The organism is uncultured Flavobacterium sp., assembly GCF_963925415.1.
GTDB lineage: Bacteria > Bacteroidota > Bacteroidia > Flavobacteriales > Flavobacteriaceae > Flavobacterium.
This window is the reverse complement of record NZ_CAWUTS010000035.1, coordinates 17532-33428: the sequence shown is the minus strand read 5'-3', so window position 1 is coordinate 33428 and position 15897 is coordinate 17532. Positions and strand designations below refer to the sequence as shown.

General features: G+C 26.6%; 14 protein-coding genes. 5 read left to right on the top strand and 9 right to left on the bottom strand.

What is annotated here, in order from left to right:
* Nucleotides 1-67: 67 nt before the first annotated feature.
* Nucleotides 68-568 (top strand): hypothetical protein, encoded by a 501-nt coding sequence (locus tag AABM47_RS02690; RefSeq protein ID WP_338409382.1) that lies wholly within the window; start codon nucleotides 68-70, stop codon nucleotides 566-568.
* An 18-nt stretch (nucleotides 569-586) separates the two neighbouring features.
* Here AABM47_RS02690 and AABM47_RS02685 read toward each other — a convergent pair whose 3' ends face one another.
* The 9 genes from AABM47_RS02685 to AABM47_RS02645 all read right to left on the bottom strand — a co-directional run bounded on the left by AABM47_RS02685 (nucleotide 587) and on the right by AABM47_RS02645 (nucleotide 10718).
* Nucleotides 587-1381 (bottom strand): class I SAM-dependent methyltransferase, encoded by a 795-nt coding sequence (locus AABM47_RS02685; RefSeq protein ID WP_338409381.1) that lies wholly within the window; start codon nucleotides 1379-1381, stop codon nucleotides 587-589.
* Entirely contained in the window at nucleotides 1371-2348 is a 978-nt protein-coding gene (locus AABM47_RS02680) for a hypothetical protein (RefSeq protein ID WP_338409380.1), read from the bottom strand. The genes AABM47_RS02685 and AABM47_RS02680 overlap by 11 nt, the downstream gene beginning before the upstream one ends.
* A 194-nt stretch (nucleotides 2349-2542) precedes the next feature.
* Nucleotides 2543-4054: a glycosyltransferase family 39 protein gene (locus AABM47_RS02675; RefSeq protein WP_338409379.1), complete on the bottom strand. Its 1512-nt coding sequence runs from the start codon at nucleotides 4052-4054 to the stop codon at nucleotides 2543-2545.
* 406 nt (nucleotides 4055-4460) lie between these two features.
* Nucleotides 4461-5849 (bottom strand): hypothetical protein, encoded by a 1389-nt coding sequence (locus AABM47_RS02670; protein WP_338409378.1) that lies wholly within the window; start codon nucleotides 5847-5849, stop codon nucleotides 4461-4463.
* Nucleotides 5850-6155: 306 nt separating this feature from the next.
* On the bottom strand, nucleotides 6156-6869 hold the full coding sequence (locus AABM47_RS02665) for a class I SAM-dependent methyltransferase (protein ID WP_338409377.1): 714 nt from the start codon (nucleotides 6867-6869) through the stop codon (nucleotides 6156-6158).
* A 1-nt stretch (nucleotide 6870) separates the two neighbouring features.
* A complete protein-coding gene (locus tag AABM47_RS02660) occupies nucleotides 6871-7599 on the bottom strand; it encodes a glycosyltransferase family 2 protein (RefSeq protein ID WP_338409376.1) in 729 nt (242 codons plus the stop codon).
* A 10-nt stretch (nucleotides 7600-7609) separates the two neighbouring features.
* Nucleotides 7610-8350, bottom strand: a complete 741-nt coding sequence (locus tag AABM47_RS02655) for an FkbM family methyltransferase (protein ID WP_338409375.1) — start codon at nucleotides 8348-8350, stop codon at nucleotides 7610-7612.
* Nucleotides 8351-9628, bottom strand: coding sequence for an MATE family efflux transporter (locus tag AABM47_RS02650; protein WP_338409374.1), 1278 nt, complete (start codon nucleotides 9626-9628; stop codon nucleotides 8351-8353).
* 127 nt (nucleotides 9629-9755) lie between these two features.
* Complete coding sequence (locus tag AABM47_RS02645; RefSeq protein ID WP_338409373.1) at nucleotides 9756-10718, bottom strand: GDP-mannose 4,6-dehydratase; 963 nt, start codon at nucleotides 10716-10718, stop codon at nucleotides 9756-9758.
* Nucleotides 10719-11046: 328 nt separating this feature from the next.
* On the opposite strand from AABM47_RS02645, the gene AABM47_RS02640 reads away from it, so the two are divergent.
* Genes AABM47_RS02640 through purD form a run of 4 tightly spaced genes read left to right on the top strand, consistent with a single transcriptional unit; the run spans nucleotide 11047 to nucleotide 15875 of the window.
* The gene (locus AABM47_RS02640; RefSeq protein ID WP_338409372.1) at nucleotides 11047-12168 is read left to right on the top strand and encodes an O-antigen ligase family protein; all 1122 of its coding nucleotides are present in this window, start codon (nucleotides 11047-11049) and stop codon (nucleotides 12166-12168) included.
* Nucleotides 12169-12207: 39 nt separating this feature from the next.
* Nucleotides 12208-13191 carry a UDP-glucuronic acid decarboxylase family protein gene (locus AABM47_RS02635; RefSeq protein WP_338409371.1) on the top strand — a complete coding sequence of 328 codons (984 nt, stop codon included), beginning with the start codon at nucleotides 12208-12210 and terminating at the stop codon, nucleotides 13189-13191.
* Entirely contained in the window at nucleotides 13192-14550 is a 1359-nt protein-coding gene (locus AABM47_RS02630) for an undecaprenyl-phosphate glucose phosphotransferase (RefSeq protein ID WP_338409370.1), read from the top strand.
* A 53-nt stretch (nucleotides 14551-14603) separates the two neighbouring features.
* A complete protein-coding gene (gene purD / locus AABM47_RS02625; protein WP_338409369.1) occupies nucleotides 14604-15875 on the top strand; it encodes a phosphoribosylamine--glycine ligase in 1272 nt (423 codons plus the stop codon).
* Nucleotides 15876-15897: the final 22 nt, after the last annotated feature.

Here is a 15897-nt window from a genome sequence, read left to right as displayed (position 1 = left end):
ATTAACAATCAATATAAAGGGTAATAATTAAAATAAAAGATTCTCTCATATTATAATAAATAAAAAAATGAAAAAAATAATTACAGTTTTAGTTTGTGTTTTTACTTTAATTTCGTGTGGAAGTGATAAGAAAAAAGAGGGTCAAGAACCTCAAGAAGACATATATTCAATAGAAATTAATGCCATTTATGAAAAAGATGACAGTATTGCCGTTTTTTATCAAACGGATAATTATATGCAATATGATAAGCCATTATCACAATTAATTAAAGGGTCTCCAATGCCACAAAAACTAGTAATATACGTGCCGCAAGGAATTGTTGCAGAAAACTTTATTGTTGTGGCTAGCACTAATAAAAACCAACCTCATATTACCGTAACAAACATAACTGTAAATATAGGCGACCTTACTATAGACGGCTCTAATTATAAATATTCTGATCTTTTTCTTACTGATGCCTCATTCTCATGGGATTTAGAAAAGGCGAGATATAATTTAACGCATACAAATAAATATCCACCAGCATTTGTAGGTAACGAAAAATTACTTTCGTTGGTTTTACAATAAAAAAAGCTTTTACAAGTATTAGCTGTTTTTTATTAATTCAAAATCTTTTTTAATTAGACTTTTTTTATTTAAAAAGTTTTTACCCATTATTTTGTCTCTAATTTTGTAAGCATAGTATATAATAAAAACAGGATTTATAATGTATTTTTTTTTAGTTAAAAGATGAAAATCTCTGTTATTTGTATAGAGATTGCAATTAAATTTTTTGCTTATAGCAACTAATGATTTTTTAGAATACAAAGAAACATGTTGTCCTGAAAAAGGTAAAAAATACCACCAATCATCAATACTTTTAAATTCAATATCTGGTTGTAAAGCCGTGCTAAATAATATAGACTCTGAAAAAGCAAACATCTTTTCAATTTCTTTAATTGGATTAATTAAATGTTCAAAAACCTCAAAAGAGGTTAAAACTTCAAATTTTTTCAGTTTCTCTTTTGGAAAATCATTTATATCAAAATATTCTGCGAACAAATTTTCACAATAGATATCTTGTCTATAGTAATCATAACCATTATCTCGCATTAATCGTGTAAACATTCCATAACCGCCCCCATAATCTATAAATTTATTTTTCCTGTTATAAAAAAACTTTATAATTGACGAAACTATTTCAGCATACACAACATTACGAGTTACATAACCTACGTCAATTGACGATATTGCACTTGAATATGCTTCATCTAACCAAAAGGGTTTTTCTGTTTGTATGAAGTTACAAGACAAACAACTATAATATAATATAGTATGTTTTTTCATGATTTCAGCACTAAATAATTGCTTGGTTTCTTGATTGCAAATATTACATTTCATTAATTTTGTTTTTTTTAGGTTTTATGTCAAAATATAACAGCCAAATAAATAAATATAACTCTGGGGGAAAGTAATGCCCATCTCTAAATAGTTTAAGTAAAATATAAATGACAACACCTTGTGAAAAATATAAATCAGAACCAAAAACCTTAAAAAGGTGTGTCAAAATAAAAATAATAAAAACGATTCCTAAAACTCCGAACTCCGAACACATTCTATTAAATAATGAGTTTGCGTCAAAAGAATTGTCTTTATATCGATCAATAGTTCTTATATACTTTGGAGGCCTTATTTCTTTAATGTATTTAGTAGTATGCATATAATGGTGGCTGCCTATACCGCTTCCTAATGGGTGGTCACTAACGTTTTGTTTCATTATATACACATTTGCCAAGATAATATATGAGCTTAAATTGGTGTCTTCTTTAAACTTACCGGTATTAATTACTTTTAAATTTTCAAAAGTGTCATCAACTCTCATTTTAAAAAAAGGATGTTCATTATACGTATATATAAACGACACGGTTATGATTGGAATAGTCGCAGCTAAATACACAACTCGCTTTAAGGTTAAATTTGGGAGCAAAAAAATTAAACCACACCCTATATAGCCAAGAGAAGAATTGGAAAGCACTAAAGTTCCAAAAACCACGAAAAAAGGAATGTATTTTTTTGTTTTTAAAAAATAATAACAAGCAGGTATAACAACAACAACGTAATGCGCGGGTTCTTTAAAAATACTTTGAAGTCGTGTTCCGTCGTTTAAGTTTATATTTAAAAAATACAAAGGATAACCAATAACAGCAACCACAAGAACTATTTTTAAATAGGCATTAATAATTTCTTCTTTTTCATATACCAACACAAAATTGTAGAAGTACAAACCCACTATAGTTATGCCTAATATTTGCGATAACATATAATTTGGCGGAATTTCTATGATAGAATAGCAAATGACTCCATGCAAAAAAAGAAAACCAATTATATATTTAAAATAAATATTGATTTTAATAGATTTAAAACACAGAATTAGAACAAAATAATTAATAAAAATAATTAAGTATAACAGCTTCCAATCAATAATATAATTGAAAAAAAAGGCCTCTGTAAATATGGCAAAAACAGAAGAGTATAACAGGTATTTTTTTAAGTTTATTTTCATTATTTATAAAGCCAAATATGTTTATTTTCAGGAGTTTTATTTAAATATGTCTTACCATTAAAATTATATTCATTTCCTTTGTTTTTATTAGAAATGATTACATCAATATTATTTATATCTTGTTTTATTTTATTGGTAGAATTTGTCACATTAATTGCCACAATTTTCAAATGATCATGATAAAAACTTGCAAGTAAAGGATATTCCCAATCATTTAATTCTAAACCTACTTTTTTAGGATTATATTCATACATTTTATTTAAAACGTTAGCATATTCAGAATATAAGAAAGGTTGATTAGCAAAATATTTTTTAAATCGAGTATCATCAGTAAATATATTTTTGGTGTAAAGTCTATTAGTAATAATTGGTCTTGTGTTGTTATAAGCATAATTAAACCAAAATGAATATAAACAAGCAAATGATATTAAATAGGAAAGATATGGTTTTTTAAATAAATTTAAAAAGAACCCAATAAATATAGATGATAAAATAAATACAGGAATATGTAACCTAGTATGCCATGGTTGCCATTTAAGATAAAATGTAAATAAGATTATTTGCAAGATTACAACACATAAAAGCATTAATAATTTGTAATTTTTTTTAAATAAAGAATAAAATAGCAAAAAAACAGAAATACCTAAAAGTAAAACAAAATGAAATGTATTTGGAACTAGATCTTCATGAGTTTCAAATTTTTTTGGACTGGAATATTTTAAACCCAAGAAATTCAATTTTGGATTATCTATTGATATATTATATTTTTCATGAAAACCTTCTAAAGCTACATTATAACTAGTAGTAAGAGGAAAACCTACATGTAAGCCTATATTCTTTAACAAATTAGACATAAAGAACTTTACATTCATTTCCTCATTCCAAAACATTTTGTTTTCAGTGTCGTCAATATTAAGAATATTATGATTTAATGAATAATTTCTTGAAAAATGACCAACATTTATCATAAAAATGAATAAGACACTAATAAAACCCAAAAATATTTTACTGTACGTTTTTTGTTTTAAGTTTTTTGTAAAAAATAATAATACAAAAAACAACAATGCAGGAAAAATAAAAATATAAAATGTGCCTTTTGTAAGCATTCCTAATCCAATAGCAAGGCCTAAAAACATAAAATTAATTGTCTTGGGTTTTTCATAACATTTTATTAAAAAAAGTATTGAAGTAACTACAAAAAAGGCACATACAATATCATTTTTTGAAGAAGTTGCTTGTAAAACGACTGACGGTATTGATAAACAAAATAAGAAAGTAACTATTCTAATTAATTTTTTAATTTCAAGCCATTTTAATATTTCATTTAAAGAAATTAATGTAAAAAGAAGGAATAGTAATTGTATTGAGTTTGAAAAATAATCATTTCCTTGCAAAACATTTACATTCATTATTAAATATTCCGCAAAAGGTGGTTGGTATAAATGACGTAAAATATGTGTTGGAAAATGGTTTAAATTCTCATTACCTAACCAATACATAATTCTTGACATGTGATAGGTTAAAGAATCCCAATTATTAGGTGGATATATTATTCCTTGATATAGTAATAATAAAACAACCGTAATTATTATAATTATTAATAACTTATCTTCTACAGAAATCTTTTTATTTAGGCTAAATAACTTTCCTTTTATAGCTTGAAAAACTTTCCTTTTTATTAAAAGATAGATTAAAAGTATAAAAAAAAGTAACCAAAAAGATAATATACTTATTAAATTTAAGGAATTAAAAAAACTTAAAATTTCAACAAGCATAACAATAATTGTTGAAAACAACAAAGTAGATTTAATTATAAGATCAGCTAATGAACTTTTAAAATCTGATTTATAGATAATAAAAAAAAACAAAAAGTAACAAATATATAATAACATATTAATTTTTTTAAATAATTAGTATTTACTGTTTTATATAAAAACCATCTTGTAAACTGTTGCCCCTTAGATGCAATGAATTTTCGATTTTCCAGGAACAAGGGAATTTATCAAAACATTGTACTCCTCCCTTTTTGGGCTCAAAAAATTTTATTTTTTTACCAGAAGTTGTTTCATATTCATAAGAATTAAATTCAAGACCTCTATTAAACTTAATATAATAAACATCTTTAGGTAAATAATAATAGTTTTCGAATTTATTAAAACTTCTAAATTCATCTATAAATATTTTGTAACCAACACTAAAAAAAGTATAAAAGAAAAACATTCCAAAAAAAAGTATTATTACCTTAATTAGCTTATCAAAATGGTAGATATATTTTTTTAAAATTAAAAGTGGATATACACATAAAATTAATAAACAAGCAAAAACAAACCGAATATCTGGAGCTGTAAACAACCAAAGTAAAAATGTTAAATAAGAGATAATAAATGAAATTAATATATTTGATTTAACTTCCTTTTTATTTAAAAAGTAGTATAAAGAAAAGAATATAGGCGCAGAAGTTGAAATTATAAAAATAACTTTATTTCTTATAAGGGAATTGTTTTCCCACCATATAGTAAACCATTCTTTAAATGACAATGAAAGAACTTTGGTATGTTCTGCAAAAGGGATTCTAGCCCACGAGTTAATCCATTTTTGAATATCAACAACACTATTTTTTGAAACTTCCCAATCAAAGTTAAAAACATCAACACTTGCTAATGGATAAATTAAATATCCTGTTAAGATTACATTTCTAATAATCCATGGTAATATAAATACAAAACCAAAAAGAATAGTTTTTTTTATTAAAAATGTGAAGTTTTGCTTTTGATAATAAATTGAAATTAAACCAACAATTACTATTGGTATAAGTGAAATTTTAAAAGTAATTATAAAAAAAGAAAGTGCTATGTAAAGTAAACTTTTGTTATATATTGAATTAGCATTAAAAATTAATTTTAACATTAAATATCCAAATAATAAATTTGGAATCAAGTCTGTACTTGGTGAAGAAAAATCTGCGTAATATTGATAAAAAAAATAATATCCAAACAGTAGTGCAATTATGCCAAACAAGTCTTTCTTATGTATTGAATAAAGTAATATCCAAATAATTAGAATTAAAAAACATAATGAATTAGTTATAAATATATATTGATTATAAAGATCATTAAAAGAAAAAGCAGCAGATAAAACAAATTGAGAAGAATTAAAACCAAACCTATCATGTAAATTTGCTAAACCAGGAACTGCAGAAAACTTTTCATTCCATTGTATTGCATTAATATGATAAAGATAAGAATCATAATTTTTTGGAATTCCTACAGAATATAATAATTGTATTAATATTATAAAAAATATCAATAAAGAAATAAGCTTGTTTTCTTTAATTTTTCTATATAGATTTTTTGCTTTTAAATTTAAATGATTTTTTTGTTTGTAATAAATATAAAATCCAAAAAGTATTAAAAAAATTATAGAAGTTATATTTGTTGGTAAAAAGATTGACCATAAGTTTAGTATTGTTCCAATAAAACAAAAACCTATAAAAAAAGAATCAAAAAAAGAATATTTGTTGTTATTGTTGTCAAAGATCGAAATAAAAAAAACTCCATAAATATAGAACAATAATGTTGAAATAAAAAATAAAAATAATAGTATCAACATAGTCTAATTTTTTACTGAAAAACAAATTACCGACAACCCAATTTTTTTAAAAGTGAGCAAATCGGCAAGTTTAAATATAGGAACTAATTTATTAAACAACCCCATTTGCCCTTCGGGAATGGTTTTTTTCTTTAAAATAGAACCTGTAACATACCATCCTAATATGCCAATTACATTAAATGAAAATGTTTTTTTTATGTTTAGTTGGTTTGCGTTTATTATTTTTTTTAAACTCTTGTGTGTATATCTTCTAAAATGCTCTAATTCAACATCAAATTGATTATATAAGCTTTGATAAGCAGGCACAAGAATGATAAGATGACCTCCTTTTTTTAAAAGTTTTTTGCAGTTTGCAATGGCTTGCAAATCATCTTTTATATGTTCTACAACATTTAAAGCAAAAACAGTATCAAAAGTGCCTACTAAATTACTGTATTTAGTATCAAAATCAGCATCTACCAAATCAATTTTTAACACTTCATTCGCAAATTTATTTTTGGCTATTTCTATATAATTATCCCTTAAGTCGCTAAGAACAATATTTTGATTGTCTTTAATGAAATATTCAGATATATTTCCTATACCACTTCCAATTTCTAATATTTTTCCTTTGCAGTGGGGTTTGATAGTATCATACATCCATTTATTGAATTTATTTGCTTTTTCAATAACATTTAAAGTTTCTAAACCTTCTAAATCAATTTCTTTTGTTTCCATTTTATTTTATTCTAAAAAGTCCGTATTTTAAGATACAATATATAGCTCTAAAGCCATCTTTCCAACCTATTTTTTTTCCTTCTTCATACGTTCTACCGTAATAAGAAATGCCCACTTCATAAATTCTAATTTTGGGTATTCTTGATATTTTTGCAGTAACTTCGGGTTCAAAACCAAAACGATTTTCTCTTAATTTTATAGATTGAATTACCTTAGTATTAAACAATTTATAACAAGTTTCCATATCTGATAAGTTCAAATTGGTAAACATATTTGATAAAAAAGTTAAAAATTTATTACCAATAGTGTGCCAAAAAAAGGAAATTCTATGTGGATTTCCACCAGTAAATCTACTGCCAAAAACCACATCAGCAAAACCATCTAAAACCGGTTTTAAAAGTAAATTATACTCTTGCGGATCATATTCTAAATCGGCGTCTTGTATAATTAAATAATCACCCGTTGCTTTTTGAATACCAGTATGCAAGGCAGCACCTTTTCCTTTATTAACTTCGTGTTTAAAATACTGAATGTTAATTGTTGGGTTAGAATTCATGTAATTATTAATAGCTTCCTCGGTATTATCTTTGGAACAATCGTTAACAATAATAATTTCTTTTTCTATATTATTTAGTAAGTCAACTTGTTGCAATTTATCTAATATAAAATGAATGGTTGGTCCTTCGTTGTAAGCCGGAATTATTATGGAAAGTTTGTTGAATGCAATCATATTATTAATTTTAATTTTTAAAAAACACACCATCAACTTCAATAAGTTCTCCGGTTTTTTTATTGTAATGACCACTTTCTATGGTCGTAAGTTTAAAGCCAAGGTTTTTTAGTTTATCGCTCATTTCTTCAAAGGTTAAACTTCCTTCATAAGAGGGTATTAAAGCCATTTCAATTTGAATACCGCTTATATGTTCTAAAGATTCTTTTGCCCCTTCAAGCACCATGTTTTCGTATCCTTGCGTATCTATTTTGAGATAAATATTTTTATTTTTTATTTCTAAATCATCAAAAAGACTGTCTAGTTTTTTTATTATAATGGTTTCTTTATTAATATAAGTTGCATCAGGTGCGCTTTCTGTTAGTTGAGGCAGATTCTTTAATATAGAACTACTTACCGAGTTTTTCGAAATATTTATAGATGAGGTTCCGTCTCGTTCACCAAGAGACAAGTTATATACGTCCCACAAAGAATCTTTTAAAGCTCTTTTGTTTAATTTTAAAAAAGCACCTGAAGTAGGTTCAAACGAAATTATTTTTCCGGTATATCCTATATTTCTTAATTCAGAACCATATTGGCCTATATTAGCACCAACATCAATTACGACGTCAATATTGAAGTTTTTAAGCAATTTAATGCGTCGGTCCAACTCTGGAGTAGGGTATTTTATTATTTCTACTCCAAAAAAGTTGTTAAAAACTCTTTTTAAATCTAAAAAAAAACTCTTGTTTTTATATATGAAACTATTCATTTATTTTTTAATTATTTTAACTAATTGATAACACTTAAAAGGGATAACCAACATCCAAACCAACATTATAATCAAAGACGAAATCACAACACTATTTATTCCATAACCCAAATCTATAAAATAATAGGACAAGGGTATTTTAATCACAACACTAATTATTAAAAGTAAGATATATGCATTTAAATTTCCTATTCCGTTTAAAAAAAAAGAGTAAAAGGTAGTATAAACACGCAATAACGTTACAATACCGGTTAATAAAATTAAATAACTCGGAATTTGAACGGGATTTTTTATCCACACTGAAATTACAAAAGGGCTTATATAAATGAAAAGAGCGACTAAAAGACATATTAAAATAAAAGACCTGTTAAATTTTTTAAACGATTGCAGGAGTTCTTTTTTGTTTTTTTCGATATAATTTTTAGCAAACATGGACCAAAGAGGTGATAGAGCGGCAAACAAAATCATGAACGGAAATTGAAATAGTTTGTTTACTATTTCATAAGGAATAATTTCAGAGGGTTTAAAGACATGAGATATAATATAAGTATCAGAAATAAAAATAACCAATACACTTACCTGAACAACCATGTATTTAAATCCTAATTTTAAAAATCTTTTAACAAATAAAAAATTTGTTTTTACAGAATCACTTAAGGTTAGTTTTTCTAATTTAAAAAAGCCAATCGTATATCCTATATTAACTAAAAAAGTAAAAACACCATTTATTATTGATATGTAAATTAATTTCCTTTCAGAACTTATATTTGGAAAAAACGAGATTAATAAAACAATTAAAATTAAAATTCCGATTTGATTAACAGCAACAGATTGTTCAGAATATTTTCCTTTTAAAAAAGCAACATATAAAGATTTATGAATATTTGCCACAAAAGAAATACAGAAAAAAAACACATTGAACAGAAAAAGAAAATTAATAAAAACAGAAGATTGAAAACCAATATTAAAAAATTCTTTTAAATCAACAAAGAAAGTAAATAAAACAAATATTATAAAAAGGGAAACAGCAATATAAATTGAAATTTTATAAGTGGTTTTTATATAACTCTTAATTAACTCTTTTTTACCTTCATGAACCAAAACGGGAATTTGAGTTTTTAACGAACTTTGAACGCCAATGTCCATTAATAGAACCAATTGAAATAAAGTAAAAACGAGCACCCATAAGCCATAATTATCTGCCCCTAAATAATCTAATAATAGGCGTATAGAAACAAACAAAGAAAGTCCGGAAACTCCTTTGTAAAAACCGCTCATGATAAGATGATTGTTTAAAACTTTATGCACCTGTTTTTATTTAAAGTTCTGGATACTTGAACATTTTAACCAAGAAAGGATATAACAACCCTGTTTGCCGATTTTTTATAACTCATAAATCAATAACTTATTTGTTTTTATAATTTTTAACCTCTTCTTCTAATAAAAGATCTAAAACCTCAAAGAAATTAAAGTCATAATTCCAATTTAGTTCTTTTTTTGCTTTTTCGTTTATACCATATATGTCTTCAATATCAGAAGGGCGATAAAATGCAGGGTCAATGATGCATAAACTTTTCGAAATTTTTAGTTTTTCAAAAATATAGTATATAATTTCTCTTAAACTAACCGATTTTCCCGAGCAAATTAAAAAGTCGCAAGGTTTTTCTTGTTGAAGCATCAAATACATAGCCTCTACATATTTAGGCGCAAAACCAAAATCTCTTTTAATATCAATATTTCCTACTTTTAATATTTCCCTTTTTCCTAACGAAATTTCTAAACTTTCTCTAATCACTTTTTTAATAAAAAAAGTGTCATTCCTTAGATAAGATTCATGATTAAATAAAATTCCACAAGAAATAAACATGCCATAACTTTCTCTATAATTAACACATGTATAGTGAGCCGCTACTTTTGAAATAGCATAAGGACTAACAGGATGTATTATGCTTTCTTCTGTTATAGGCAGTTTTTTAACACTTCCAAACATTTCGCTACTACTAGCCTGATATAATTTTATAGAGGGGTTTGTTTTTTTGATAGACTCTATTATGTTAAAGACACTTAAGGTGTTAAATTCAAAAGTATCTATTGGCTCTTGGTATGATTTAGATACAGAGCTTTGTGCAGATAAATTATATATTTCATCAGGTTCAATGGCGCCTAATAATTTAGAAACTTGCTCAATATTTAATAAATTACATTCAACTATTTTTACCTTGTCCTTTATTTGTAAATAATTTAAGCCTTTAAATGACGCTGTATTTTTTCGGGTAAAACCAGTTACTTCATATCCAATATTCAACAAAAATTGTGCTAAATACGCGCCGTCTTGTCCATTTATGCCTGTAATAATTGCTTTCTTCACTTAAAATCATTGTTATACCTGCAAATATAAAACTATAATTAAATTAACATCTTTTTTTTATATAAATATTCAGTCAAACTAAAAATTGTATCAAGAAGAAAAAAGCTATATCTTGCATTCTTAAATAAGCCTTATGTTTTATTATTTGAATTTTATCAGAACCATACTAGCCTATTTAAAAAATAATCGTGGTTTTTTATTTTTATTTTTAGCATTAATAACAATTCCATTTCATCATTTGATTAATAGTTTTTTTATTTTTATTTTTATTTTACAAACTGTTTTTGCTAAAAAACGTAAGAAAAAAGAAAAATACACATTCTTATTAATGCTATTCTATGCATTAATGGCCGTATCATTTTTTTGGTCAACAGAAAAAACAGCAACAATAAATGCTTTATCTACAGGATTACCTCTTTTAATTATTCCTTTATCGTTTTTAATTTCAGCAATAGACTACGAAAAATATAAAAGTAAAACCCTCGAATATTACAGCTACTCGATAGTTTTTTTATCTGCATTTTTTATTTTAAAAGCATTTAACAATTACATATTAAATAGAAATATAAATGTTTTTTTCTTTCACAATTTAGTTTCAAAAGAATTAAATGCTGTTCATTTTTCAGTTTTTGTAAGTCTAGCTTTTTTTTATTTTTTAACTAAAGACACAAAATCAATAAAGGATTTTTTATATTCCTTTTTTTTATATGGATTTCTTTTATTGTTGTCATCTAAGATCATTATTTTTACAACTTGCGTTTTAATAGTAATTTATTTTTTCTTTTATTCTAAGTCGGCAAATAAAATGAGGTTGAAAAACATAATTATTTTAGGAATGATTATTGCATCATTTTTATTTTTAAACGTAGTAAAAGAACGTATTGTTTTTGAATTTAAAATAAAGTCAGACAGCAATATAGGGCACACTGTTATTAACAAGAAAGAGGTTGGCACTAACATAATAAGCATGAAAGAAGCTTGGTTCAATGAGAAGTTTAATCAAACAGATTATTTTTCAGGATCATCATTTCGTGTATATCAAGCGCGCTTATTTTTTGAATTTTTAAAAGAAGAAAATATTTTTTGGACAGGCTTTGGTTTAAACGCTTCTTATAAAAAAATAGAAAAAAAAGGAATTCAATATAATGTTTTTCAAGGAAATGAAACAACAGAAGGCTACCAAAAAAAGAATTTTCACAATCAATATATCCAAGTTTTTGCTGAGTTAGGTGTTTTTGGTTTTTTGCTTTTGAGCATAATGCTGCTTTATAACCTTAAAAACGGTATTAAAAAGAAAGATTTTATACATATTGCTTTTGCAATTCTAATGATAAGTTTATTTTTGACCGAAAGTTTTTTATGGAGACAAAGAGGTGTTGTTTTTTTTACTATATTTTATTGCCTTTTTAATTCAAAAACATCCACAATAAAAGCCATTCAAAAACGTTAGTATTAAGATAAAATTAACAAAAAGGTTAACACTTAAAATATGAAAAGAATTTTAATAACAGGAGCAGCAGGTTTTTTAGGCTCACACTTATGTGATAGATTTATAAAAGAAGGATATTTTGTTATGGGTATGGATAATCTAATTACAGGTGACTTAAAAAATATAGAGCACTTGTTTAAGGATAAAAACTTTGAGTTTTATCATCATGATATTACAAAATTTGTACATGTTCATGGAAATTTAGATTATATTTTACACTTTGCATCTCCAGCAAGCCCTATTGATTATTTAAAAATACCCATTCAAACCTTAAAGGTTGGATCGTTAGGTACTCATAATTTGTTAGGATTAGCTCGAGTAAAAAAATCGCGTATTCTTATTGCATCTACATCAGAAATTTATGGAGACCCATTAGTTCATCCTCAAACAGAAGAATATTACGGAAACGTAAATACCATTGGCCCTAGAGGTGTTTATGACGAAGCAAAACGCTTTCAAGAATCCATAACCATGGCATATCACACCTTTCATGGTTTAGAAACACGTATAGTTAGGATTTTTAATACCTATGGACCCAGAATGCGACTAAACGATGGTCGCGTAATACCCGCTTTTATTGGTCAGGCATTACGTGGTGAGGATTTAACTATTTTTGGAGATGGAAGTCAAACCCGTTCTTTTTGTTATGTAGATGACCAAGTAGAAGGTATTTATAGGCTATTACTTTCCGACTATCATTTGCCCGTAAACATTGGTAATCCTGATGAAATTACAATAAAAGATTTTGCAGATGAAATCATTAAATTAACAGGAACAAATCAAAAAGTTGTATACCATCCACTGCCGATGAACGACCCCATGCAAAGACAACCCGACACAACAAAAGCTAAAGAAATATTAGGCTGGAACGCTAAAGTATCTAGAGAGCAAGGAATGAAAATAACCTATGATTATTTTAAATCATTATCTGCTGAAGAATTAGCAAAAGAAGAGCACAAAGATTTTACAAAATACATTTATTAGATGAATAAAGGTAGGTATTCAAAATATATTAGACCCATAAGTTTTTTTTTAGACATTACATTTGTATTAATTTTTTCTCCTTACTTTTTGGATGATTTAAAGATTAAGCACATTCATTTAAAAATGTTCTTGTTTTTGGCATGGATCCTAGTGTCTGTTTTTAACAAATTTTATGAAGTTTACAGATATACAACTCCAGTAGAAATACTCTCAAAAATTGTTAGACAGGCTGGTTTTTTTACATTAATAATTATTGCTTTTTTTCCATTTTATACAAAAGCGGTTTTTAATAGCGAAGCAATTTTTTTTTATGTATCATCCCTTTTTTTAATTATCATGTTTTTAAAAACAGCCTTGTTTTATTACTTAAAAAAATACAGACTAGCTACAGGTAATAATTTAAAAAACACAATAATTATAGGGTTTACAGAAGAATCAATTCATTTAAAAAACATTTTTGATGAAAGAGACGATTATGGATATCGTTTTAAGGGTTTCTTTTCGGATAAAAATAAAAACAAACAAATTTTAGGCAAAATAGATGATATACCTGTGTTTTGTTTAAAACATGAAATAGATGAAATTTACTGTTCTTTAAACGAAATTTCCAATGAAAAAATGAAAGATTTGGTACATTTTTCAGATAAAAATAAAATAGAAATAAAATTTATACCAGACAATTCTACAATATTATCTAAAAAATTTAAACTTAATTATTATGACTTATTTCCGGTTTTAACACTTCAAAAAACCGCCCTTCATGATCCTTCAATTCAATTTGCTAAAAGGTTTTTTGACATAGTTTTTTCGCTATTTATAATTGTTTTTATATTATCTTGGATTACGCCAATTTTAGCGATTTTAATAAAAATAGAATCTAAAGGCCCTGTGTTTTTTAAACAAAGTAGGCCGGGAATAAATGAAAAAGGGTTTTTTTGTTATAAATTTAGATCAATGAAGTTAAACGGACTAGGCGAAACACCAGCTTCAAGAAACGATCCAAGAGTTACTAAAACAGGAAGAATCCTAAGAAAAACAAGTATTGACGAAATACCTCAATTTTTTAATGTACTAAAAGGAGATATGTCGGTAGTAGGCCCCAGGCCGCATTTATGGTCTCAAAATGAAGCGTATGGTAATAAAATACAAAAATATATGGTTCGACATTATATAAAACCCGGCGTTACAGGCTTAGCACAAGTAAAAGGATTTAGAGGCGAAATACAAGAAGAAGAAGACATGATTAATAGAGTTAAATATGACGTGTTTTATATTGAAAACTGGTCGTTTATCATGGATATTAAAATAATCTTTATAACGGTTATTAATATCATTAAAGGCGAAGAAAATGCTTACTAAGCTTTTATATCAAACACAAACAAAGTATTTTTGCCAAACAAACAACACAAAAAATGAATATTTTACTTTTAGGATCAGGGGGAAGAGAACATGCATTAGCATGGAAAATGTTGCAAAGTAATAAATGTTCAAAACTTTTTGTAGCACCCGGGAACGCAGGAACAAATCAAATAGCTACAAATATTGAACTTAATCCAAATGATTTTGAAGCTGTTAAAAAAGCTGTTCTTCAAAACAACATCAATATGGTTGTAGTTGGACCAGAAGATCCACTAGTAAATGGGATTTATGATTTTTTTCAAAATGATTCAGACTTAATTCAAATTCCCGTAATAGGCCCTTCAAAACGCGGTGCTCAATTAGAAGGTAGTAAAGAATTTGCCAAACAATTTTTAGTAAAAAACAACATACCAACCGCCAAATACGAAAGCTTTACTGCCCAAACTGTTGAACAAGGGTGTAAATTTTTAGAAACGCTTGATGCCCCTTACGTATTAAAAGCAGACGGTTTAGCAGCAGGAAAGGGTGTTTTAATATTAAATGACTTAGAAGAAGCTAAAGCCGAATTAAAAAGTATGTTAGTTGACGCTAAATTTGGTGCCGCAAGCTCAAAAGTAGTCATCGAAGAATTTTTAGACGGTATCGAACTGAGCTGTTTTGTATTAACAGACGGAAAACACTATAAAATTTTGCCAACAGCAAAAGACTATAAACGTATTGGCGAAGGCGATACAGGCCTAAACACGGGCGGTATGGGCGCTGTTTCGCCAGTTCCTTTTGCAGATGCCTTATTGTTAAAAAAAATAGAAACACGCATTGTAATACCAACCATTCAAGGATTTCAAAACGACAATATTGATTATAAAGGCTTTGTTTTTATTGGCCTAATAAACGTTAAAGGAGAACCAATTGTTATAGAATATAACGTAAGAATGGGTGATCCTGAAACAGAAGTAGTTATGCCACGATTAAAATCAGACTTAGTTGAAATTTTTGATGCCATAGCAAAACAAGAATTAAATAAGATTACTCTAGAAATAGACGAAAGAAGCGCGACAACTATTATGATAGTAGCTGGTGGATATCCTGAAGAATATGAAAAAGGAAAAGAAATATTAGGCTTAGATAAAATTGAAGATTCCCTAGTTTTTCATGCAGGTACTAAATCAGTAAATGGAGTAATAGTTTCAAATGGAGGTAGGGTTTTGGCCGTTACATCTTTTGGAAATACCTTTGAAGAATCCATAAAAGAATCTTATCAAAATATAAATAAATTACACTTTGATAAGATGAATTATAGAAGAGATATTGGTTTTGATCTCTAGCGTTTTTCTTCTTTGGAGAAAA

What these genes read in the sequence shown, in the direction of transcription:
- AABM47_RS02640 (WP_338409372.1), top strand. Translation starts at nt 11,047, where the DNA reads ATGCTATTCTATGCATTAATGGCCGTATCATTTTTTTGGTCAACAGAA.
- AABM47_RS02650 (WP_338409374.1), bottom strand. Translation starts at nt 9,628, where the DNA reads ATGAGCGGTTTTTACAAAGGAGTTTCCGGACTTTCTTTGTTTGTTTCT.
- AABM47_RS02685 (WP_338409381.1), bottom strand. Translation starts at nt 1,381, where the DNA reads ATGAAATGTAATATTTGCAATCAAGAAACCAAGCAATTATTTAGTGCT.
- purD (WP_338409369.1), top strand. Translation starts at nt 14,604, where the DNA reads ATGAATATTTTACTTTTAGGATCAGGGGGAAGAGAACATGCATTAGCA.
- AABM47_RS02660 (WP_338409376.1), bottom strand. Translation starts at nt 7,599, where the DNA reads ATGATTGCATTCAACAAACTTTCCATAATAATTCCGGCTTACAACGAA.
- AABM47_RS02655 (WP_338409375.1), bottom strand. Translation starts at nt 8,350, where the DNA reads ATGAATAGTTTCATATATAAAAACAAGAGTTTTTTTTTAGATTTAAAA.
- AABM47_RS02630 (WP_338409370.1), top strand. Translation starts at nt 13,192, where the DNA reads ATGAATAAAGGTAGGTATTCAAAATATATTAGACCCATAAGTTTTTTT.
- AABM47_RS02665 (WP_338409377.1), bottom strand. Translation starts at nt 6,869, where the DNA reads ATGGAAACAAAAGAAATTGATTTAGAAGGTTTAGAAACTTTAAATGTT.
- AABM47_RS02690 (WP_338409382.1), top strand. Translation starts at nt 68, where the DNA reads ATGAAAAAAATAATTACAGTTTTAGTTTGTGTTTTTACTTTAATTTCG.
- AABM47_RS02675 (WP_338409379.1), bottom strand. Translation starts at nt 4,054, where the DNA reads ATGTCAAGAATTATGTATTGGTTAGGTAATGAGAATTTAAACCATTTT.
- AABM47_RS02635 (WP_338409371.1), top strand. Translation starts at nt 12,208, where the DNA reads ATGAAAAGAATTTTAATAACAGGAGCAGCAGGTTTTTTAGGCTCACAC.